This window comes from Microbacterium saperdae, assembly GCF_006716345.1.
GTDB classification, from domain to species: Bacteria; Actinomycetota; Actinomycetes; order Actinomycetales; family Microbacteriaceae; genus Microbacterium; species Microbacterium saperdae.
In genome coordinates, this window is the sequence record NZ_VFOX01000002.1 from 277,745 (window position 1) to 296,394 (window position 18,650).

24 protein-coding genes are annotated in these 18,650 nt (G+C 68.6%); 12 read left to right on the forward strand and 12 right to left on the reverse strand.

Annotation, left to right across the window (positions count from 1 at the left end; all coding sequences use genetic code 11):
• The first annotated feature begins 3 nt into the window (after positions 1 to 3).
• Positions 4 to 765 (forward strand): HpcH/HpaI aldolase family protein, encoded by a 762-nt coding sequence (locus FB560_RS15945; RefSeq protein WP_141873501.1) that lies wholly within the window; start codon positions 4 to 6, stop codon positions 763 to 765.
• Between the two features lie 67 nt (positions 766 to 832).
• On the opposite strand, the gene FB560_RS15950 is transcribed toward FB560_RS15945, so the two are convergent.
• A complete protein-coding gene (locus FB560_RS15950) occupies positions 833 to 1,258 on the reverse strand; it encodes a cupin domain-containing protein (protein WP_141873502.1) in 426 nt (141 codons plus the stop codon).
• Between the two features lie 240 nt (positions 1,259 to 1,498).
• Here FB560_RS15950 and FB560_RS15955 point away from each other — a divergent pair, with 240 nt between their 5' ends.
• From FB560_RS15955 to FB560_RS15965, 3 genes are all read left to right on the forward strand, one after another.
• Positions 1,499 to 1,948 carry a carboxymuconolactone decarboxylase family protein gene (locus FB560_RS15955; protein WP_141873503.1) on the forward strand — a complete coding sequence of 150 codons (450 nt, stop codon included), beginning with the start codon at positions 1,499 to 1,501 and terminating at the stop codon, positions 1,946 to 1,948.
• A gap of 95 nt (positions 1,949 to 2,043) precedes the next feature.
• The gene (locus tag FB560_RS15960; protein WP_141873504.1) at positions 2,044 to 3,096 is read left to right on the forward strand and encodes an iron-containing redox enzyme family protein; all 1,053 of its coding nucleotides are present in this window, start codon (positions 2,044 to 2,046) and stop codon (positions 3,094 to 3,096) included.
• Entirely contained in the window at positions 3,093 to 3,299 is a 207-nt protein-coding gene (locus FB560_RS15965) for a CDGSH iron-sulfur domain-containing protein (RefSeq protein WP_141873505.1), read from the forward strand. The genes FB560_RS15960 and FB560_RS15965 overlap by 4 nt, the downstream gene beginning before the upstream one ends.
• A gap of 17 nt (positions 3,300 to 3,316) precedes the next feature.
• Here FB560_RS15965 and FB560_RS15970 read toward each other — a convergent pair whose 3' ends face one another.
• Genes FB560_RS15970 through FB560_RS15985 form a run of 4 tightly spaced genes read right to left on the reverse strand, consistent with a single transcriptional unit; the run spans position 3,317 to position 4,790 of the window.
• Positions 3,317 to 3,649: a rhodanese-like domain-containing protein gene (locus FB560_RS15970; protein ID WP_141873506.1), complete on the reverse strand. Its 333-nt coding sequence runs from the start codon at positions 3,647 to 3,649 to the stop codon at positions 3,317 to 3,319.
• Positions 3,646 to 3,909, reverse strand: a complete 264-nt coding sequence (locus FB560_RS15975) for a hypothetical protein (protein WP_141873507.1) — start codon at positions 3,907 to 3,909, stop codon at positions 3,646 to 3,648. The genes FB560_RS15970 and FB560_RS15975 overlap by 4 nt, the downstream gene beginning before the upstream one ends.
• Entirely contained in the window at positions 3,906 to 4,352 is a 447-nt protein-coding gene (locus FB560_RS15980) for a hypothetical protein (protein ID WP_141873508.1), read from the reverse strand. The genes FB560_RS15975 and FB560_RS15980 overlap by 4 nt, the downstream gene beginning before the upstream one ends.
• Before the next feature lie 9 nt (positions 4,353 to 4,361).
• The gene (locus FB560_RS15985) at positions 4,362 to 4,790 is read right to left on the reverse strand and encodes a MarR family winged helix-turn-helix transcriptional regulator (protein ID WP_141873509.1); all 429 of its coding nucleotides are present in this window, start codon (positions 4,788 to 4,790) and stop codon (positions 4,362 to 4,364) included.
• 90 nt (positions 4,791 to 4,880) lie between these two features.
• Between FB560_RS15985 and FB560_RS15990 the strand changes: the two genes are divergently transcribed.
• The 3 genes from FB560_RS15990 to FB560_RS16000 all read left to right on the forward strand — a co-directional run bounded on the left by FB560_RS15990 (position 4,881) and on the right by FB560_RS16000 (position 7,783).
• Positions 4,881 to 5,558: a response regulator transcription factor gene (locus tag FB560_RS15990; protein ID WP_141873510.1), complete on the forward strand. Its 678-nt coding sequence runs from the start codon at positions 4,881 to 4,883 to the stop codon at positions 5,556 to 5,558.
• Complete coding sequence (locus tag FB560_RS15995; RefSeq protein WP_141873511.1) at positions 5,551 to 6,867, forward strand: sensor histidine kinase; 1,317 nt, start codon at positions 5,551 to 5,553, stop codon at positions 6,865 to 6,867. Before FB560_RS15990 ends, FB560_RS15995 begins: the two co-directional genes overlap by 8 nt.
• An 82-nt stretch (positions 6,868 to 6,949) precedes the next feature.
• A complete protein-coding gene (locus FB560_RS16000) occupies positions 6,950 to 7,783 on the forward strand; it encodes a hypothetical protein (RefSeq protein ID WP_229672887.1) in 834 nt (277 codons plus the stop codon).
• An 82-nt stretch (positions 7,784 to 7,865) separates the two neighbouring features.
• Here the strand turns inward: FB560_RS16000 and FB560_RS16005 are convergent, their stop codons facing one another.
• The 3 genes from FB560_RS16005 to FB560_RS16015 all read right to left on the reverse strand — a co-directional run bounded on the left by FB560_RS16005 (position 7,866) and on the right by FB560_RS16015 (position 11,285).
• The gene (locus FB560_RS16005) at positions 7,866 to 9,167 is read right to left on the reverse strand and encodes an MFS transporter (RefSeq protein WP_141873512.1); all 1,302 of its coding nucleotides are present in this window, start codon (positions 9,165 to 9,167) and stop codon (positions 7,866 to 7,868) included.
• A gap of 95 nt (positions 9,168 to 9,262) precedes the next feature.
• Positions 9,263 to 10,630, reverse strand: coding sequence for an amidohydrolase family protein (locus FB560_RS16010; RefSeq protein ID WP_141873513.1), 1,368 nt, complete (start codon positions 10,628 to 10,630; stop codon positions 9,263 to 9,265).
• A gap of 85 nt (positions 10,631 to 10,715) precedes the next feature.
• Positions 10,716 to 11,285 carry a helix-turn-helix domain-containing protein gene (locus FB560_RS16015; protein WP_141873514.1) on the reverse strand — a complete coding sequence of 190 codons (570 nt, stop codon included), beginning with the start codon at positions 11,283 to 11,285 and terminating at the stop codon, positions 10,716 to 10,718.
• A 153-nt stretch (positions 11,286 to 11,438) separates the two neighbouring features.
• Between FB560_RS16015 and FB560_RS16020 the strand changes: the two genes are divergently transcribed.
• Positions 11,439 to 11,666 carry an RNA-binding S4 domain-containing protein gene (locus FB560_RS16020; protein WP_141873515.1) on the forward strand — a complete coding sequence of 76 codons (228 nt, stop codon included), beginning with the start codon at positions 11,439 to 11,441 and terminating at the stop codon, positions 11,664 to 11,666.
• 39 nt (positions 11,667 to 11,705) lie between these two features.
• A complete protein-coding gene (locus tag FB560_RS16025; protein ID WP_141873516.1) occupies positions 11,706 to 12,536 on the forward strand; it encodes a class I SAM-dependent methyltransferase in 831 nt (276 codons plus the stop codon).
• 18 nt (positions 12,537 to 12,554) lie between these two features.
• On the opposite strand, the gene FB560_RS16030 is transcribed toward FB560_RS16025, so the two are convergent.
• Complete coding sequence (locus tag FB560_RS16030; protein ID WP_141873517.1) at positions 12,555 to 13,517, reverse strand: helix-turn-helix transcriptional regulator; 963 nt, start codon at positions 13,515 to 13,517, stop codon at positions 12,555 to 12,557.
• Between the two features lie 63 nt (positions 13,518 to 13,580).
• Here FB560_RS16030 and FB560_RS16035 point away from each other — a divergent pair, with 63 nt between their 5' ends.
• Positions 13,581 to 14,717, forward strand: coding sequence for an epoxide hydrolase family protein (locus FB560_RS16035; RefSeq protein ID WP_141873518.1), 1,137 nt, complete (start codon positions 13,581 to 13,583; stop codon positions 14,715 to 14,717).
• 48 nt (positions 14,718 to 14,765) lie between these two features.
• On the opposite strand, the gene FB560_RS16040 is transcribed toward FB560_RS16035, so the two are convergent.
• On the reverse strand, positions 14,766 to 15,422 hold the full coding sequence (locus FB560_RS16040) for a class I SAM-dependent DNA methyltransferase (protein ID WP_229672890.1): 657 nt from the start codon (positions 15,420 to 15,422) through the stop codon (positions 14,766 to 14,768).
• A gap of 104 nt (positions 15,423 to 15,526) precedes the next feature.
• Here FB560_RS16040 and FB560_RS16045 point away from each other — a divergent pair, with 104 nt between their 5' ends.
• Together FB560_RS16045 and FB560_RS16050 are read left to right on the forward strand one after the other, a co-directional pair.
• Complete coding sequence (locus FB560_RS16045) at positions 15,527 to 16,048, forward strand: hypothetical protein (RefSeq protein WP_141873519.1); 522 nt, start codon at positions 15,527 to 15,529, stop codon at positions 16,046 to 16,048.
• A gap of 111 nt (positions 16,049 to 16,159) precedes the next feature.
• Complete coding sequence (locus tag FB560_RS16050) at positions 16,160 to 16,621, forward strand: hypothetical protein (RefSeq protein ID WP_141873520.1); 462 nt, start codon at positions 16,160 to 16,162, stop codon at positions 16,619 to 16,621.
• A 64-nt stretch (positions 16,622 to 16,685) separates the two neighbouring features.
• Here the strand turns inward: FB560_RS16050 and FB560_RS16055 are convergent, their stop codons facing one another.
• Positions 16,686 to 16,916: a histidine ammonia-lyase gene (locus FB560_RS16055; RefSeq protein WP_141873521.1), complete on the reverse strand. Its 231-nt coding sequence runs from the start codon at positions 16,914 to 16,916 to the stop codon at positions 16,686 to 16,688.
• A gap of 115 nt (positions 16,917 to 17,031) precedes the next feature.
• On the reverse strand, positions 17,032 to 18,405 hold the full coding sequence (gene dnaB, locus FB560_RS16060; RefSeq protein WP_141874585.1) for a replicative DNA helicase: 1,374 nt from the start codon (positions 18,403 to 18,405) through the stop codon (positions 17,032 to 17,034).
• Between the last annotated feature and the right edge of the window lie 245 nt (positions 18,406 to 18,650).

The window sequence follows — 18,650 nt, forward strand, 5'->3', positions numbered from 1 at the left end:
AACATGACTCACACGCTCAAGCAGGGCGCCTGGCTCTCGGATGGAAGCAGCGCGATCGGCGAGATCGTCGCCGGGCTCGGCTACGACTTCGTCGTACTCGACATCGAACACGGCTCCTTCGACCTCTCGATCCTCGAGCGCTTCATCCCGCTGCTCAAGGGCCTCGGCCTCGAAGTGCTGTCCAAGGTCCTCGTACCCGAGCGCGGCGCCATCCAGCAGGCCCTCGACTTCGGTTCGGACGGCGTGATCATCCCCCACATCGAGAGCCTCGAGCACGCGAAGCGCATCACGGACTTCGCGAAGTTCCCCCCGCTCGGCTCGCGCAGCCTCGCGGGTGGTCGCACCATGAGCTACCGCGGATACTCCGACGAGTGGATCGCCGCGCAGGATCGCGACATCAAGGTGTTCCCGATGGTGGAGGACCCGGGTGCGCTCCGCGATGTCGAGGCGATCGCCGCGCTGCCGACCGTCGACGGCATCTTCATCGGCCCCGGCGACCTCGCCGCGATGAGCGGTCGCGGCGCCTACCGTCAGACCGAGGCGGACTTCGACGACTTCCGCAAGGTGATCGCCGCGGCCCGGGCCAACGACAAGCCCTGGGTGCTGCCGGCCTGGACCACGATCGAGAAGGAGTTCGCGATCGCCGAGAACGCCGACTACGTGCTGCTCACGATGCAGCACGCCGCGATCTCGGAGGGCTACGGCAACGCGCGCGCGCTGATGGACGACCTCATCGCGAAGGCGCCGGTGCCCGCGGCGTCCTGACCCCGACCCCGAAGCCCCCGCGCACCCCCGGCGCGGGGGCTTCGTCGTGCCTGCGCGGCGAGGATGACTACTCTGCTGACGCGGCCAGCCGCCAATCGGCGAAGTCGAACCCCGGCGACACGACGCACGAGACCAGCACCTCGAGGTCATCGAGCGGGCGTGCCGCCTGCCAGACTCCGGCGGGCACGAGCACCTGGGCGGCATCCGTCGGCCCGAGCACGATCGTGGAGGCGGCGCCCGGCTCGGCAGCGTCGCCTCCGAGGCTCAGTTCGAGCCGCCCCGGCCCGTGCCAGAGCCACATCTCGTCACTCGTGACGACATGCCATTCGCTCCGCTCGGCGGGCAGCAGCAGGTAGTGGATGCAGGTCGCCGCGGGCCGCGCGCCGTTCGGAGTCTCGACCGCGATCGGGCTGGTCCAGGTGCGTCGGAACCATCCGCCCTCGGGGTGGGCGGCGAGGTCGAGCCGTTCAGCGGTGTCGGGGCGCGATGTCATCGGAATCCTCCGGAGTCGGGGCAGCGGCGCGACCTGCGCTCGATCAGCGTAGACGCCTGGAGGTACCGGGTGCGCGCGGGTTCGGGAGGAGATCTGCCGTCCGGAGGACGATTCTGGCCGGATGCTCCTCCCGACGCCGAGTTCTCCTCCCGAACCCCTGGCCACACGACGTCACACATCCGCGGGCTGCGCCGTCGTACTGGTGGAGGCGCGCCCGCGCCCCGGAACGAAGGAGATGACGTGTCGCACGTGAACATCGGCAAGGTCTACGCAGCCCCCTACAAGGCGATGCTCGAGTTCAGCGCCCAGGCCGCCGCGGCCGGAGTGGATGCCGGGCTGTCGCCGCTGCTGGTCGAGCTGGTCAAGATCCGCGCCTCGCAGCTGAACGGCTGCGCGTTCTGTCTGAAGATGCACGTCGCCGACGCGGTCAAGGCCGGGGAGACGGCTGACCGCCTCGCCGTGCTCGCGGGTTGGTGGGAGTCGCAGTACTTCAGCGCCGAGGAGCAGGCCGCTCTGCAGATCGCCGAGCGCGTGACCCTGCTGAGCGACCACGGGCGTCTCGCCGATCGCGGTATCGACGTCGACGGTGTGCTCACCGAGCAGCAGATCGCCGCGGTCACCTGGCTCGCCGTCGTGATCAACAGCTGGAACCGCATCGCAGTCAGCAGCCACTACCCCGTCGCCCCCTGAGACGCGGACGGTCCCGAGCGGACCTGAACGAGCGGCGGGAGTCAAGACCCTTTCCGCTGCCGTTCAGCCGGGTCAGACTGCCTCTCATCCGATCGATGGGAAGCACCGTGAGCCCGACCGCCGTCCGTACTGCGACAACCACAGACCTGCAGGAGCGGGGTCCGCTGAGCGCCGCTCTCGTGCGCCGCCTCACCGGCCACGAGGAGTCCGACCATTTCGCTCACGCGGAAGCGGCGATCGCCCGAACCGGCGACATCGTGCGCGACGACGACATCCAGCTCTCGCTCTTCCTCCTGTTCGCCTCGTCGTACGGCGCGCTCCCGCAGATCGATCCCGCACGGGAATGGGACCCGGACCTGATCGCGACGCGGCGTCTTCTGGAGACGGCCTTCGAGCGCGCGCTACGGGACTCCGTGCCGGTGCCGCCGAACCCGGAGGCCACGGTCGACGCCGTCGGTCGCGCACTCTTCGCACTGGCGGAGGCCGACACCGGCCCCAGCCTGTCGCGGTACGTCGCGAAGAAGGCGACGTCGGAGCAGGCCCGTGAGTTCTTCATCCAGCGTTCGATCTACACGCTGCACGAGGCCGATCCGCATTCCTGGGCGATCCCCCGTCTGCACGGGCGCGCCAAGGCCGCGCTCGTCGAGATCCAGTCCGACGAGTACGGCGGCGGGCGTCCCGACCGTGTGCACGCCACGATCTTCGCGAAGGCGATGCGGGGTGCGGGGCTCGACGACACCTATGGTGCGTACCTGGAGCAGGCACCCGCCATCACTCTCGCCTCGCACAACATGATGTCGATGTTCGGCATCAACCGCCGGTTGGTGGGGGCGATCGTCGGCCACCTGGCCGCTTTCGAGATCACCTCCTCGATCCCCAACCGTCTCTACGGCGACGGGATGCGCCGGCTCGGCTTCGGCGATGACGTGACCGACTACTTCGACGAACATGTCGAAGCGGATGCCGTCCACGAGCAGATCGCGGCGCGCGACCTCGCCGGTGGCCTGGCCGAGGACCGTCCCGAGCTGCTGTCCGACATCATGTTCGGCGCATCCGCCTGCCTGACCGTCGACGGGTGGGCGGCCGGGCACATGCTCGATGCCTGGGAACGCGGCGAGTCGTCGCTCCGAACGGTCGACCCCGCATGAGCGCCGCCGACCGCGAGGCGACCATCACGCCCTACCCCGACGGCCCCCTGCTGGTGCGAGGCGCTGTCGAGCTGCGTACGACCGAGGGCGAGCCGATCCAACCACGTCGCCGTACGGTCGCACTGTGCCGGTGCGGACTCTCGACCATCAAGCCGTTCTGCGACGGCACGCACAAGGCCGCGGGGTTCCGCACCGACGCGTGACCGCCGCCGGAGTGGTCTCAGCCTCCGACGAGGTCTCCCCCGGCAGCGCGCCAGTCGATGAGGCCTCTGGCCATGTTGGCCGCGTCGAATCCGAGTTCGGTGAGCAGTGACGCCGCCCCGCTCGACAGGAGGCCGCCGGTGCAGAAGGTGATGAGCAGGCGATCGTCGGGAAGCTCATCGGCACGCTCCTCGAGCTGCGCCAAGGGGATGTGGATCGAACCGGGGATGTGACGGCGTCGCCAGTCCTGCTCCCTCCGCACGTCGACCACGACCGCGCCGGCCGCGATGAGCTCGATCGATTTCGCGGCACTGACAGCGCGTGGTCGACGGAAGAAGGACCTCATGGTCATCGGCGGACCTCCGTGCGCACGTTGATGAGGGTGAACAAACCGCCCAGCACCGGGATCAGGGCCAGCAGTCTGGTGCGCAGGAGCAGATCACGACCGAGCACGGCGGTGACGGCGACGGTGAGGTAGAGCGCGCCGTGCACGGGTCCGAGCAGGGAGGCGACCCCGTCGATGTGGACGGTCACGAGGTTGCCGAGGAGCACGGCGATGCTCAGCAGTTCGAGCACCGACAACACCTCGAGCGCGCGCAGAATCGGTCTCATTCGGCACCCGGCCGCACGATCATGAGCACGACGACGACGGCCCACAGCACGTTGAAGACGCCGGTCAGCATTCGCATCCCGCGTTGGCCGCGCACATCGAGAGGCGCGATCAGCGCGTCGCGCTGCGCGGGCACGATGCGCAGCGCGAGCAGTCCGCCGGCCACCGCGGTGAGCACCATCGCCACGGTGATCCAGATCTCGCCGAGCCGCCCTTGCACGGCGGCGAGGGCGAGTCCGACGAGCGGGACGACGAGCGCCAGCACGCCGTAGGTGCGGGTGATGCGGTGAAGCAGTCGGGCGACGTCGGCGCCCCCGTCCTCGGGCTCGCGCCCTGCGCCGACGGATCGCGGGGCGAAGCGCGGGAAGAGGCTCGTGGTCACGGCGACAGGACCGACGAAGAGGATGCCGGCGAGCACGTGCACGGCGAGAAGGGTGTTTTCCACACCTTTAGTCTAACTAAAGGTGTCGCGTCCCGTCATCAGTTCTGCGACATGCGCTCTCAGCGCCTCCGTGAGTCCGGGATGAGCGGCAGCGAACCGGGCATCCAGCTCGGCCAGCCGCACACCGGCCTCTACGAGCAGCTGCTCCCCCGCGCCCGTCACCTGCAGCTGCGATGCGGCGCCGGCACGAGCTGTGGCATCCTCGACCAGCCCATCATCCTTGAACGCGGCGACCGCGACATGGGCGCTGGGCGCCGTGATCCGGGACCTGCGCGCGAGCTCGCTGAACGAGATCCCGGGTGTCGCGCGGATGTGCCCGAGCAGCGCGTACTTGCGCGAGGTCAGGCCGAGCGGCTTCAGAGCCTCCGCGAACGCCTCCTGCCACACACCCACCACGGTCAGCAGAGTGACCGTAGGGCTGAACGGTGGAGGGACGGGCATCTGATCAGGCTACTGGTCGCGCGTCGGGCGCGGCCCTCAGTCCACGCCCGCTTCAGCCCCGATTCAGCCGCCGACCGCCACACTGGAGGAATGCGGATCCTGGTGGTGGACGACGAGGTGCGTCTGGCGGAGGGCGTCCGGCGTGGACTCGAGGCGGAAGGCTTCGCCGTCGACGTCGCGCACAACGGCGTCGACGGGCTCTGGCGCGCCCGCGAGACCCGCTACGACGCGATCGTGCTCGACCTCATGATGCCGGGGATGAGCGGTTGGAAGGTGTGCGAGGCCCTGCGTGCCGAGGAGAACTGGACTCCGGTGCTCATGCTCACCGCGAAGGACGGCGAGTGGGACCAGGTCGAGGCGCTCGAGACCGGCGCCGACGACTATGTCACCAAACCCTTCTCATTCGCGATCCTCGTCGCGCGCATCCGCGCTCTCGTGCGGCGCGGTGCCGTCGCACGACCCACGATCCTGGAGGCGGGCGATCTGCGACTCGATCCCGCCGCGCATCGCGTGTGGCGCGGTGAGACACCCGTGCCGCTGACCGCGCGCGAGTTCGCCGTGCTCGAGTACCTGCTCCGCCACCGCGGCCAGGTGCTGTCGAAGCGCGCCCTGATCGAGGGCGTGTGGGACGACGACTTCGACGGCGATCCGAACATCGTGGAGGTCTACGTCGGGCACTTGCGCCGCAAGCTCGACAAGCCGTTCGGTCGCGAGGCGATCGAGACGGTGCGTGGTGCGGGATACCGTCTGGCGGCCGACGGTGGCTGAGCGCGGCTGGCGCTCGGTCCGTGGTCGCACGACGCTCGGTGCGACCCTCGTCGTCGCCGTCGCCCTGCTGATCGGCGCGTTCTCGTTCTACGGCGTGCTCAGCGCCAGCGTGCACAGCAACGCCGAACGCGCGGCCGAGCAGCGGATCTCTGAGCTCACCGAACGTGGTGACGGTCCGGGTGGGCGGACCATCGACTCGCTGGACGACGAGATCGTGCAGCTCCTCGGCGAGGACGGCTCTGTGCGGGCGGCCAGCGAAGACGCCCGCGAGGCACTCGGATCGACACCGCTCCCGCTCTCCGATGACCCGCAGACCATGACGATCGACGGCGAGCCGATGCTGATCGTGTCGGATGACCTCGACGACGATCAGACACTCGTGCTGGCCGTGTCGGTCGAGGACGGCGCCGAGACGCTGGCGACGGTCGCGACCCTGCTCGCGGTCGCGGTTCCGTTGCTGCTGCTTCTCGTCGCCGTGACGACCTGGCTCGTGGTCGGTCGCGCCCTGCGACCGGTGACCCGTATCCGCCAGGAGGTCGACGGCATCACCGCGGAGCGACTGCATCAGCGCATCGCCGTGCCGGAATCCGCGGACGAGATCGCCGCGCTCGCGACGACCATGAACGGGATGCTGGACCGCCTCGACGCGTCCGCCGCGGCCCAGCGGCGGTTCATCTCCGACGCCTCGCACGAGCTGAGGTCCCCGCTCGCGACGATCCGTCAGCACGCGGAACTCGCCCAGGCGCATCCCGACATCACCAGCATCGGCGAGTTGTCCGAGGTCGTCTCGGAAGAGGGCCTCCGGTTGCAGGGCATCGTGGAGTCGCTGCTGCTCCTCGCCCGCCTCGACGAGGGTGCGAGCGGGCGCGAGGAGCCCGTCGACCTCGACGACATCGCGCTCGGCGAGGTGCGCCGGCTCCGCGCCGCGGGCCTCGATGTCGACGGGTCGGGCATCCGCGCGGCACGCGTGAACGGCGATCCGCGTCTGCTCGGACAGCTGTTGCGCAACCTCGCCGACAACGCCACCCGCCACCGCCGTGAGCGCATCGCGATCGGGGTGGAGCCGTCCGACGCGCACGTGTTCGTGACGATCGAGGATGACGGGGCCGGGGTTCCAGCGGAGGAACGGGAGCGCATCTTCGAGCGCTTCGTGCGGCTCGACGAGGCCCGCAGCCGGGATGCCGGCGGCAGCGGACTCGGGCTGGCGATCGTGCGCGGCATCGCTGCGTCCGCCGGGGGAACCGTGACCGTCGACGACTCTCGCTGGGGCGGCGCGAGGTTCGTCGTCACCCTGCCGCTCGCCCGCTGAGCCAGAGGGAACGCGGGCATTCCTGAAGAGGTCTTCAGGACGCTTCAGGGTGGCTTCAGGGCCTCCGCGCGAACATCGACATATGGACGACAAGAACCTCACCCCCGACCAGACTCCCGAGCCCTCGACCACCCCCGACGCTCCGACCGTGCCGGTCGCGCCGGCAGCGGCACCCCCCGGCGCCGCGCCCGACGCCACGGCGCAGTACCCGACGGCCGGCCAGCATCCCGCGCCGGCAGCGCCTGCCGCTGACGCGCCGAAGCCGCGCCGCACCCGCGCCCTGCTCATCGGCGGAGGCATCGCCGCCGCCGTGCTCCTCGCCGGCGGAGGGATCGCTGTCGGCGCCGCGATCGGTGACGAGTTCGGCGACGACGACGATCACTCCTCGGTCTCCGACGACGCGCGGCATGACGACGGCCCCGCCGATCGCGGCGACCAGCGCGACGACCGGGATGAGGACGGTGGAGCCGCATCGAACGGAGGCGCGGCCGTGACCGGCATCGGCACCGCCTCAGCCGATGAGCTGGTGGCCATCGCGGATGCGGCCCGCGGCGCCGCCGACGGAGATGTCACCTCGATCGACGCCAAGCGCGACGGCACCTGGGAGGTGCAGCTCACCGCCGCGAACGGTGACGAGACCGACGTGCGCGTCGACGCGGACCTCGGTACGAGCATCGTCTCCACCGACCCCGCGGACGGCGATGACACCGGCCCGGCGCTCACGCTCGACGAGGCGACCATCCGCGCGCTCGTGACGGCCGCGCTCGATGAGGCCGACGGGATGATCACGGACCTCGACGTGGACAGTGACGACGTCAGCCCCTACGACGCCTCCGTGCTCACGACCGACAACCGCTCGATCGACATCGACTTCGACTCCGCGTTCGCGGTGGTCGGCACCGACATCGACGACTGAGGCCGGAGCGCCCGGCACTCGTCCGCCGGATGCGCGAAGGACCGGATGCCTCGCACTCGCGAGGGCATCCGGTCCTGTGGTCTCAGCGCACGCCGCTGCGCCGGCGCAGCGTCTCCGGCAGCATGAGCACGATCACGATGAACATCACCGCAGACACGGCGATCAGGTAGAAGCTCGGAGCGATCGCGGTGCCGGTCGCGGCGACGAGTGCGGCAGCGACGAACGGGCTGGTCCCGCCGACGGCGGCAGTACCGATGTTGTTGCCCAGCGCGACGCCGGTCATACGGATCTCGGCGGGGAACAGTTCGGTCTGGGTCACTGTCACCGACACGCTGAGGCAGGCCGCGAGGATGGCGAAGATCGCCAGTCCGAAGAACGCCAGCAGCAGGTTGTGGGAGCTGAGCAGCAGGAAGATCGGCACCGCCAGCACGGCCAGACCGATGATCGCCCCCAGGATGAGCCAGCGTCGTCCGAGACGATCGCTCACGAGGCCGACCACGAGGCACATCGGCGCATAGACGAGCTGCGCAGACAAGGCGATGAAGGTCGCCTGCGTGGGATCCAGCTCCACCGTCGCCACCAGGTAGTTGATGAAGTACGTGTTGAAGTAGTAGAACGTGATGCCGGTCATCGAGGCGAGCGCGATCGCGAGGATGATCGCACGAGGGTTGTCGCGGAAGAGCGTGCGGAGCGGGGACTTGGCGACCTTCTCGGACTTGACGAGCTCCTTGAACGCCGCCGTCTCCTCGGTGCGGCGACGCAGGTAGAGGCCGATGAGCGCGAGCGGCAGCGCCATCAGGAACGGCACGCGCCATCCCCAGGCCTCGAACTGCTCGGTCGGCAGCGTCGTACGCAGGGTCAGCACGACCAGGCTCGCCAGGATCGTTCCGACCGACGACGACATCGACAGCCAGCTCGACCAGAAGCCGCGGCGGTGGGCGGGGGCGTTCTCGACGATGAACGTCGCGGCACCCGCGAACTCGCCACCCACGGAGAATCCCTGGATGCAGCGCGCGAGCACGAGCAGGATCGGCGCCAGGATGCCCACGGTTGCGTAGGTGGGAAGAAGACCGATGCCGGCGGTCGAGATGCCCATCACGAGGATGCTGAGCGACAGCGCGATCCGGCGCCCCCGTCGATCACCGAGGGATCCGAAGAACGCCGCACCGATGGGCCGGAACAGGAACGCGACGCCGAAGGTCGCCAGGGACGCCAGCAGCGAGAGGGCAGGGCTCTCATTCGGGAAGAACAGCGAGCCGATGACGACGGCGACCAACCCGTATGCGACGAAGTCGAAGTACTCCATGACATTGCCCAGCAGCGCCGCGGTGACCGCGGTGACTTTGGGCTTGGATGCCGTCTGTGGTGATTCGGTGGTGCTCATTCGCGGGTCTCCTTTGACACAACTGTGGACGTGCGGGCGTTCTTTCGGGTGACGGGTTCTGCGGGTGTGGACGGTGGTGCGGGAGGGAGGAACGGTCAGCGGGGCAGGCCGTAGAGCTCGGCGACGTTTCCGCCGAGCACGCGCTCCGCGAGCATGGATGTCTGCGCCGCCGTCCAGATCCGCGCCGACAGCCCCTGCTGGAGCACGGTCTCGAGCGCTTCTCTGGCGAGGAGCGTGGCCCCGACGTGGATCTCCGGGTGCGCGGTGTCGGTGCCGTAGGCGACCTTGTGCGCCGGAAGGAACTCCAGCCACTCCTGGAGCACGCGCACCGTGAGGTGGGAGTGCAGGTACGGCATCCAGGAGTAGTCGAGGTAGACGTTGCCGAGCGAATGCGCGAGCGCGCCGAGCTGCGACGCGTACGGGTAGCCGCCATGGATCAGGACGACCCGGAGCCGGTTGAGGGAAGGGGTGTTGAGGAACTCTTCGAGGAGCAGCGGGTTCGCGTTGGCGATCCGCAGTCCGGGCTCGCTGTGGCCGATGCCGGAGTGGATCTGCACGGGCAGTTCCCACTCGACGGCGAGATGAGCGATCTCGCTCACGAGGTAGTCGCTGAGCTGCTTGCGAGCGACCGGCTGCGTCGACCCCGCCGGAGCCGTGCGGAGTGCGTCGTAGGCGGCTCGCGCATCCACGACGTCGACGTGCTCGAAGTGCAGCGTTCGAAGGTACGCGGAGACGATCTTGAAACCGACGACACCGGCATCCACCCGCCGGCGGAGGGAGCGCGCCACGAACTCGCGGTACTCCCCGAGCGTCGCATGCGGCGAATCCCGTCCGTCGGCAGCCAGCTCGACGGTCAGCTTCTCGGAGAGGATGTCGGCGAACCGCTGGGCATCGAAGCCGCGGCCCACGTACGTGTCGTGCCCGAAAGGGAACATGTACGGATCGATGCGCGCGATCTGGCGGTAGCGCTCGACCGGCCACTCGTGCGGGTCGAGGTCGGGAACGTCCGTCAACACCATCCGCGTCGTGGAGGCGGTCAGCGCGTCGTCGTAGAGACTCCGGTAGTCCTCGAGCCGCGTGCGGGCGGAGGCGAGTTGGGCCTCGCGGCTTCCGCTGCCGTAGAGCGCGTCGCATCCCAGGGTGAGGGCCCGGTCGAATGCGGTCGTGCGGTAGAGCTCACGGGCCTCGTCGCGCAGTGCGGGGATGCGGTGGCGATCGGCGAGAGCGGCCGCCGCCGCGTGATCACCCGCACGGTTCGCTCGCACGAACTGCTGGTACGCGTCCGCCGGGATCCTCGACTCGACGTAGCCCGCAGCGATCTCGGTCTCCAAGGAGTCGAAGGTGGCGAGCTTCTCCCCCGGTCGCACGTAGGCGGCGTGGGAGTGATGGTCGATCGCGGGTACGGAACCGGTGATCTCGAGGCCGTGTGCGGGCACGGAAAAGGGCATGACTGACGTACTCATGGGTGATTCCTCTTCTCAGCGGATCGGTGTCCGCTGGTGATGTGAACGGGCAGAGCGCCCGGTTTCCTGCGTCGCGGCTATGCGCTCACTGTTGACGCAGCGTCGACGGCGGGCTCACGACCCACACCGCCTCGCCGACTTCTTCTCCGACGTTGGTGATCATGTGCGAGATGTTGGTGCGGAAGTCGAGGCTGTCGCCCGGGCCCAGCAGGAACTCCTCACCACCGAGCTCGAACGAGAAGGTGCCGCGAAGAACGATCACGACCTCGCGGGAGTTTCCGTGGGTGTAGTCGTGACCACCGCTGAACGCACCGGGTTCGTACTCGGTGACGGCGACATCGACCTCCCCCACGGGCGGCCGGGTGATGCTGTAGCTGCGCACACCTTCCTCCGTCACCAGCAGGGGCCGCTCCTCGCGGCGCAGCACGCGACCGGTCGTCGGTTGGGACGCATCGAAGAGCTCCGCGAAGGTCAGCCCGAGGGCGGAAGCGATCCGACGCAGCGCGTCGAAGCTCGCGTTGGCCTTGCCGTTCTCGATCTGACTGATGGAGGCCGGGCTGAGCTCGGCGGTCTCGGCCAGCGCGCGGAGGGAGATCCGGTGCGCCCGGCGGACGGCGCGGATCCGCACCCCCAACGCCTTGCGGTCATCATCCATAGAGCACGCTCCTCACTGAACGTTCAAGTTCGTCTTCAGTGAACAGTATTGTTTAGCGCACGCCGGGATGTCAACGGGCAGTTTCCGCACAGGCCACGACCCGTTGCCTGCGACGCTCCGGTGAGGCCTCGGTCAGGCCGTTAGCATTCAAGGATGACGAACTCCGGTCCGATCGACGACGTATCCATCGGCGGCGACATGATCCGCCTCGGCCAGTTCCTGAAGTACTCGGGTCTGCTCGATTCCGGCGGCGACGCCAAGGAGGTCGTGATCGACGGATACGTGACCGTCAACGGCGAGGTCGATCGCCGCCGCGGGCGCCAGCTGCACGACGGCGACCTGGTGAGCTTCGAGGGACGCACGGTCCGCGTCCGCCCCTGACGGAGCGCCGCCGAGCACCCACCCACGCAAGGACCACCCATGCCGGACCCCTCCTCCTACGACCTCAACCGAGCCAACTGGGACGAGCGCGCGCCCTTGCATCTCGCCTCTCGCGAGTACGCCGTGCAGTCCTTCGTGGATGACCCGGGCCGGCTGTCCGACGTCGTCACTTTCGACCGCGACCGCCTCGGCGACCTGCACGGGCTGAAGGCCGTGCATCTGCAGTGCCACATCGGCACCGACACGATATCGCTCGGGCGTCTGGGCGCCGATGTCACCGGCCTGGACTTCTCGGCCGCCGCGATCGCGGGCGCTCGCGACCTCGCCGCGCGGGCGAACAGCAGGGCTGTGTTCGTCGAGGCGAGCGTCGACGACGCCGTCTCCGCGCTCGGCGAAGGGCGCTTCGACCTCGTCTACACCGGGATCGGCGCCCTGTGCTGGCTGCCGGATATCACCGCCTGGGCACGCACGGTGTCGTCGCTGCTCGCCCCCGGTGGACGCCTCTTCATCCGCGAGGGCCATCCGGTGCTCTGGGCGATCGACGAGGAGCAGACGAGTGGGCTCGTACTGGGATATCCGTACTTCGAGCAGCCCGAGCCGCTCGTCTGGGACGACTCGACCACCTACGTCGAGACCGACGAGAGCATCAAGGCCTCCGTCACTCACGAGTGGAATCACGGCATCGGCGAGATCCTGACCGCAGTCCTGGAGGCCGGGCTGACCATCACGCAGTTCGTCGAGCACACCAGCGTCCCCTGGGAGGCCCTGCCCGGGCGCATGCACCTGGATGACGACGGCGAGTGGATGCTGAGCGAGCATGCGGAGCGGCTGCCGCTGACGTACACGCTGCAGGCGGTCAAGACCGCCTGAGCAGCCCGCAGACCTCCGTCACGGTGTGGGGGCGCCACCCGCGGCACGACCGAATCGCGCCGCCAGGCGGTCGAACGCGACGGAGAGCTCCTCGCCGTCGATCACCTCGATGTCGATGTCGAGCTGCGAGACCCACAGGGCGAGACGGTGTGGATCGTCGGCTCCCAGCTCGACCCGACAGGTCACCTCATCGACCTCCTCGATGTCGACGGGGATGACGATCTTCGCCGCGAGCACGGCGGCGGGCGCATGTACGAGCATCCGGGCGCGATACTTCCAGCTCGCGCGGATCACGCGACCGACCACGTAGTCCACGACGCTCCCTTCCGGGATCACGCGAGGGCGGAACCGCGCGCCCGTCTGCGCCGGCGCGCTCATGCGATCGACGCGGAAGACCCGCCAGTCGTCGCGCTCGAGATCCCACGCCAGCAGATACCACAGCGGTCCCCAGCTCACGAGCCGCTGCGGCTCGGTGTGCCGCGCCTCTTCCCTGCCCCCGGGCTTCGTGTATCCGAACCGCAGACGTTCATGACCGCGGATCGCGAAGGCGACCTGGCCGAGCGCGGCGAGGTCGAGCGAGGGCTCCGTGCCGACCACGACGCTCGTCGCACCACGGACCGCGTCGACGCGCCGTCGCAGACGCGAAGGCAGCACCTGCTCGAGCTTCGCGAGCGCGGTGAGCGACGTCTCCTCCACACCGAGACGCGACGTGGCCACGGATCCCAGTCCGACCGCGACGGCGACGGCCTCGTCGTCGTCGAGCAGCAGCGGCGGCATCGCCGTGCCCGCGACCAGCTGATACCCGCCCGCGACTCCGGGGCGCGCGTCCACGGGGTAGCCGAGGGACCGCAGCTTGCCGATGTCGCTGCGGACGGTCCGCGTGCTGACACCGAGACGCTCGGCGAGCGCGGAACTCGTCCAGTCGCGCGTGAGCTGCAACAGGGAGAGCAGTTCCAGCAGGCGAGCCGATGTCTCCAACATGCTGTCGATCATCTCAGCAATTGCGGAAGCTCGTCTTCCTCATTGGTTGAGAGCGTGGATGCCATGACCGAGAACACCGCACTCATCCCCTTCCGCATCGACATCGCTCAGGCGGACATCGACGACCTGCACGATCGGCTGGCACGCAACCGCTGGCCTCACCCCGTTCCGGGCCGCGACGACCGCACGGACTTCCGCCGTGGCATCCCCCTGACGTATCTGCAGGAGCTCGCCGACCGCTGGGGCGACGGGTTCGACTGGCGTGCGCAGGAGGCGAAGCTCAACGAGCACGAGCAGTTCACCACCGTCGTGGACGGACAGACCTTCCACCTGGTGCATGCCCGCTCGACGAACCCGGATGCCGTCCCCCTGCTGCTGAGCCACGGCTGGCCCGGATCCTTCGTGGAGTACCAGCGGCTTCTCCCGCTGCTGGCCGAAGACTTCCACGTCATCATCCCTTCACCGCCGGGCTTCGGGTTCTCCACGCCGCTCTCGGGATCGGGATGGGAGCTGGCGCGCACGACGGACGCCTACGCCGAGATCATGACGCGGCTCGGCTATGCCAGGTTCGCGGCCCACGGCACTGACATGGGCGCGGGCATCGTCGGACGCCTCGCCGCCGTGCACTCCGAGCGCGTGATCGGCACGCACGTGGGCGGCGATCGCACCTGGCTCGGCCTGGTCGGCACCAAGTTCCCCTCCCCTGCCGACCTGTCCCCCGCAGAGATCGCGCAGCTGGAGGAAGCGCATGCGGAGAGTGCGGCGGAGCGCGGGTACCTCGAGATGCACAACCACCGCCCCGACACGATCGGCCCGGCGCTCACCGACTCCCCGGTCGGGCTGTTGGCGTGGATCGCCGAGAAGTTCAAGCGCAGGATCGATGGTGGCCACCGGTCGCCGGATGTCGACGTCGATCAGCTCCTCACGAGCATCAGCGTGTACTGGTTCACCCGCAGCGGCGCATCGAGCGTGCAGTTCTACTACGAGGCGGAACACGCAGAGCTCGACTTCGTGATGGGCATCGGGGTGCCGTCCGGGTGGGCCGTGTTCGACGCGCATCCGCTCGTCCGACGCACGATGGACCCGTTCGGTGCGATCGGACACTGGAACGAATTCGCCGTCGGCGGGCACTTCCCCGGGATGGAGGAGCCGGCGCTGCTCGCGGGGGACATCCGGGCGTTCGTGCGTGGGATCAGCTGAGGTCGCGACCGGTGGGCTGCGGGACGTTCTCGCAGTCCGCCTCCCGGGTCAGACCGCGGTCGCGCTGATCGACGCGTGCGGGCGGCGGCCCTCCTGCACCCGCGCATCGCTGTCGACGACGGCGAATCCCGCGTCGTCGAGCAGTGCTGTCATCCCCGATATCGACCAGTAGTGCGCGGTGGTCACGGCATGCGAGAACGGTTCGCCATCCACCCCGTCGAAGAAGCCGAGGAGGAGGCCGCCGCCGTCTCGCACCACGCGGCGGGCGGCTGCGAGGAGCGACGGAAGCTCGTGCGGATCGGCGTGGATCACCGAGTACCAGGCGAGTACCCCACTGAATGCGCCCGGCGCGACACCGGTGTCGGCGAGCGACGCGACCCGAAACGGGACGTGCGGAAACCGCGAGGAGGCATGGTCGATGAACTCCGGCACGAGATCGATGCCTTCGATGTCGTGTCCGCGATCGGCGAGGAATGCGGTCCACTGCCCCGGGCCGCAGCCCGCGTCGAGAATGCGGCCGTCGATGGCCGCCGCCCACCGCCCGATGCGTTCCCGGTCGACCTGATCCATCTGCTCGATGGCGCCGAGGAGGGCCGCGTACTCCGCCGCGCGTGCGGAGTAGCTCGCTCGCACGCGCCCGTCGCTCACCGCCTGCCGAGGCGCGGAGGCTCCTGGGGGGAGAGACGACACGGGGATGGATTCCACGTTGGCGAGCTTAGGTCGTCGGCTCGACTGCTGGCATGCTCAGTACGAGCAGAGGCACGCCCCCACGACGCGGACGGCACGCTGCAACGGAGAGGACGCAGGCAATGACGATCATTCGACTGGGCCGACCGACGCCATGGCGTGGCATCATCACCAGCCTCGTCATGGGCGCGGGCGCAACGGTCATCGGCATGCTGCTCGCCCTCTTCAGCTCGCACCCCGAGAACTCACCGCTCCTGTTGTTGTTCCTCCTGCTCCCTGCGATCGTCATCCCGTGTCTGATCGCGCTCAATCAGTACGCGGAGTTCGATCCGCAGACGGGGCTGATCCGCATCAACGGCACTGCGCCCGTTCCGCTCTCGCGCATCGACCGGGCCCGCACGCGGACGTTCCGCGGTGTCAGCAGCATCGACCTCGGTACCGGGCCGACGCGCAAGGAGCGCTTCATGGTGGCGAACGGTCCGTTCGGGAGTCCACGGGTGGAGCGCGACTGGGTACGCCATCTGTTGCCCTACACCGGACTCCCGCGCCGAGGGCAGATGCTCGACGCGGGAATCGGCACGGAGAACCTGGGCTCGGAGACCCTCGAAGACGTGCAGATCTTCGCACAGGATTCGCTCAAGTGACCCGGCGGGCTCGCGACAGGAACGGGACATGATCATGGCGACACGTGAGACGCGGGGCCGGGCGACGAGCTCGATGGCGACGATCGCGGTCTGCGCGATCGCTCTGACCGGATGCATGGTTCCCTCCGCACCGGAGGGCCAGAAGCCTCGGCGGCCGGAAGCCTGACTCTCGAGGAGGCGAAGGCGGGGGCGATCGACATCCGCGACACGCTCGCGGCGTTGTACCCCGAAGAGGACATCGCGGACATCCGCGCGAATGCGACCTCGAAGGCACTCATGCCCTGCGATGGTGAGGAGGAGTTCGCCTGGCCCGGTCGCACCACCATCACCGTGGCCGGCGCCGTCGACAAGGACGACGCGCTGGATGCTGTCGCCGACGGGTGGGGCGAGCGTGCGGGATGGACGGTCGATCGCACGACGTCCGACAAGGGCTTCCCCCGCCTGGTGCTCAATCATGACGACGGCACCCACGTAAACATCGCTTACTTCTACGACGGCGATGAGCTCTGGGTCGACGTGGTGTCGCCGTGCTTCACACTCCCCGGGGGCCTCACCCTGGGAGGCGAGTACTGATCCCTCCGGATCCGTGCAGGTTGCCGATCCGGGCTCGCGATGAGACGGCAGCCCGGCATTTCCGTCAGACCGATCCGTTCGGAGTGAACGGGCTCGAGGGACCGTGGTGACGGCGGGTCTCGGGGTCGATCCAGTTGCCCGAACCGGTCATCCGGTGCCAGCGCTTGTGGAACGCGAGATCGGTGCCGTCTGCTTCGACCACAGCCGCACCGCACAGATCGCAGATGCGCAGGATGACGATGTCACCGTCTGCGGTCTTGATCGAGAACGACCCCGTCGGAAATACGACGCCCATCGTGCTCCTCCTCTCGCGCCCTCACCGACCGTGGAGGTCGGGTTCGAGGGTCCTCTGAGGGTAGCTGAGCACGCCCCACGCCGACGCGTCGTGTCGGCCTGGAACCCACAATCAATCAGTGGAAGTCGCCGCCGGGGGCCATATCCATGAAGCGCGAGTAGTGACCCTGGAACGCGACGGTGATGGTCGCGGTCGGGCCGTTACGGTGCTTGGCGACGATCAGGTCGGCCTCGCCGGGACGCACGTCCTTGTCATACACGGAGTCGCGGTGCAGCAGGATCACCATGTCGGCATCCTGCTCGATCGAGCCGGACTCACGGAGGTCGCTGATCGCGGGCTTCTTGTCGGTGCGCTGCTCGGGACCACGGTTCAGTTGCGACAGGGCGATGACCGGAACCTGCAGCTCCTTGGCGATGAGCTTGAGGCTACGCGAGAACTCCGAGACCTCCTGCTGACGCGACTCGACGCGCTTGCCCGAGGTCATGAGCTGCAGGTAGTCGATGATGACCATGCGCAGGCCCTCGCGCTGCTTGAGCCGACGGCACTTCGCGCGGATCTCGACCAGCGTCATGTTGGGGCTGTCGTCGATGTAGAGCGGGGCGTCGTTGATGCGCCCACGGGTGGCGGCGACCGTGGTCCAGTCGCGGGGGTCGAGGTTTCCCTTACGCATGTTCTGCAGCGGGATCTGACCCTCGGCGCTGAGCAGACGCATCGCGATCTCGCTCTTGCCCATCTCGAGGGAGAAGAACACCGACGGGATGTTGTGGCCGATGGACGCCGATCGCGCGAAGTCGAGCGCGAGCGTCGACTTACCCATCGCGGGTCGCGCGGCGACGACGATCATCTGCCCACCATGCAGGCCGTTGGTGAGCTCATCGAGCTCCTTGAAACCGGTGGGGACGCCGGTCATGGAGCCATCGCGGCCGCTGGCGGCCTCGATCTCCTCGAGTGCGGCATCCACGGCGATCTGCAGCGGGACGTAGTCCTCGGCCGTCTCGGATCCGGTGATCGAGTAGATCTCCGCCTGGGCGTTGTTGACGATGTCGGTGGCGTCGCCCTCGCCCGCGTAGCCGAGCTGCACGATGCGCGTGCCGGCGTCGACCAGGCGACGAAGGATCGCGCGCTCCGAGACGATGCCCGCGTAGTAGCCGGCGTTGGCGGCCGTCGGAACGATCGAGGTGAGCGTGTGCAGGTAGTCGGCGCCGCCGGCTCGGCCGAGCTCACCCGTCTTGATGAGCTCGTCGGTGACGGCGACGACGTCGGTCGGCTCGCCGTGCGAGTACAGAGAGAGGACCGCTTCGAAGATCAGCTCGTGCTTGGGGATGTAGAAGTCGGCACCCTTGAGCGTCTCGATCACATCGGCGACGGCGTCTTTCGAGAGCAGCATGCCACCCAGGGCGCTCTGCTCCGCGAGGAGGTCGTGCGGCGGCACGCGTTCGGGAGAGCGCTGCCCTCCGAGGCGGTCCTGCGAGATGTCCGCGATCGACACACTGCTCCCTTCGATGCGACTTTCATTGACGTCGTGGCGCCGCTGCAGGAAGCGGCGCTGGATCCGCTTCGACTGTGCGACGGGCACCTGCACAGCGAATCAGGCACCCCCGACATTCGGTCGCTCGCTAACGCTACGAGGGGCGCTATCCACATGCAACACAGCCTGTGGATAACCCTGTGCAAAGTGTGCGAACAAGATCGGAGTGTCTGTGCACAACCGCTGTGGATAACTCGGTGGAGGGT

Bases quoted from the DNA above. Each gene is read 5' to 3' on its own strand.
- FB560_RS15965 (WP_141873505.1), top strand. From the start codon at position 3,093: ATGAGCGCCGCCGACCGCGAGGCGACCATCACGCCCTACCCCGACGGC.
- FB560_RS15945 (WP_141873501.1), top strand. From the start codon at position 4: ATGACTCACACGCTCAAGCAGGGCGCCTGGCTCTCGGATGGAAGCAGC.
- FB560_RS16025 (WP_141873516.1), top strand. From the start codon at position 11,706: ATGCCGGACCCCTCCTCCTACGACCTCAACCGAGCCAACTGGGACGAG.
- FB560_RS16015 (WP_141873514.1), bottom strand. From the start codon at position 11,285: ATGGATGATGACCGCAAGGCGTTGGGGGTGCGGATCCGCGCCGTCCGC.
- FB560_RS15950 (WP_141873502.1), bottom strand. From the start codon at position 1,258: ATGACATCGCGCCCCGACACCGCTGAACGGCTCGACCTCGCCGCCCAC.
- FB560_RS16030 (WP_141873517.1), bottom strand. From the start codon at position 13,517: ATGTTGGAGACATCGGCTCGCCTGCTGGAACTGCTCTCCCTGTTGCAG.
- FB560_RS16045 (WP_141873519.1), top strand. From the start codon at position 15,527: ATGACGATCATTCGACTGGGCCGACCGACGCCATGGCGTGGCATCATC.
- FB560_RS16005 (WP_141873512.1), bottom strand. From the start codon at position 9,167: ATGAGCACCACCGAATCACCACAGACGGCATCCAAGCCCAAAGTCACC.
- FB560_RS15960 (WP_141873504.1), top strand. From the start codon at position 2,044: ATGGGAAGCACCGTGAGCCCGACCGCCGTCCGTACTGCGACAACCACA.
- FB560_RS15990 (WP_141873510.1), top strand. From the start codon at position 4,881: ATGCGGATCCTGGTGGTGGACGACGAGGTGCGTCTGGCGGAGGGCGTC.
- FB560_RS15970 (WP_141873506.1), bottom strand. From the start codon at position 3,649: ATGACCATGAGGTCCTTCTTCCGTCGACCACGCGCTGTCAGTGCCGCG.
- FB560_RS15975 (WP_141873507.1), bottom strand. From the start codon at position 3,909: ATGAGACCGATTCTGCGCGCGCTCGAGGTGTTGTCGGTGCTCGAACTG.
- FB560_RS16055 (WP_141873521.1), bottom strand. From the start codon at position 16,916: ATGGGCGTCGTATTTCCGACGGGGTCGTTCTCGATCAAGACCGCAGAC.
- FB560_RS16020 (WP_141873515.1), top strand. From the start codon at position 11,439: ATGACGAACTCCGGTCCGATCGACGACGTATCCATCGGCGGCGACATG.
- FB560_RS16035 (WP_141873518.1), top strand. From the start codon at position 13,581: ATGACCGAGAACACCGCACTCATCCCCTTCCGCATCGACATCGCTCAG.
- FB560_RS16000 (WP_229672887.1), top strand. From the start codon at position 6,950: ATGGACGACAAGAACCTCACCCCCGACCAGACTCCCGAGCCCTCGACC.
- FB560_RS15985 (WP_141873509.1), bottom strand. From the start codon at position 4,790: ATGCCCGTCCCTCCACCGTTCAGCCCTACGGTCACTCTGCTGACCGTG.
- FB560_RS16050 (WP_141873520.1), top strand. From the start codon at position 16,160: ATGCATGGTTCCCTCCGCACCGGAGGGCCAGAAGCCTCGGCGGCCGGA.
- FB560_RS16010 (WP_141873513.1), bottom strand. From the start codon at position 10,630: ATGAGTACGTCAGTCATGCCCTTTTCCGTGCCCGCACACGGCCTCGAG.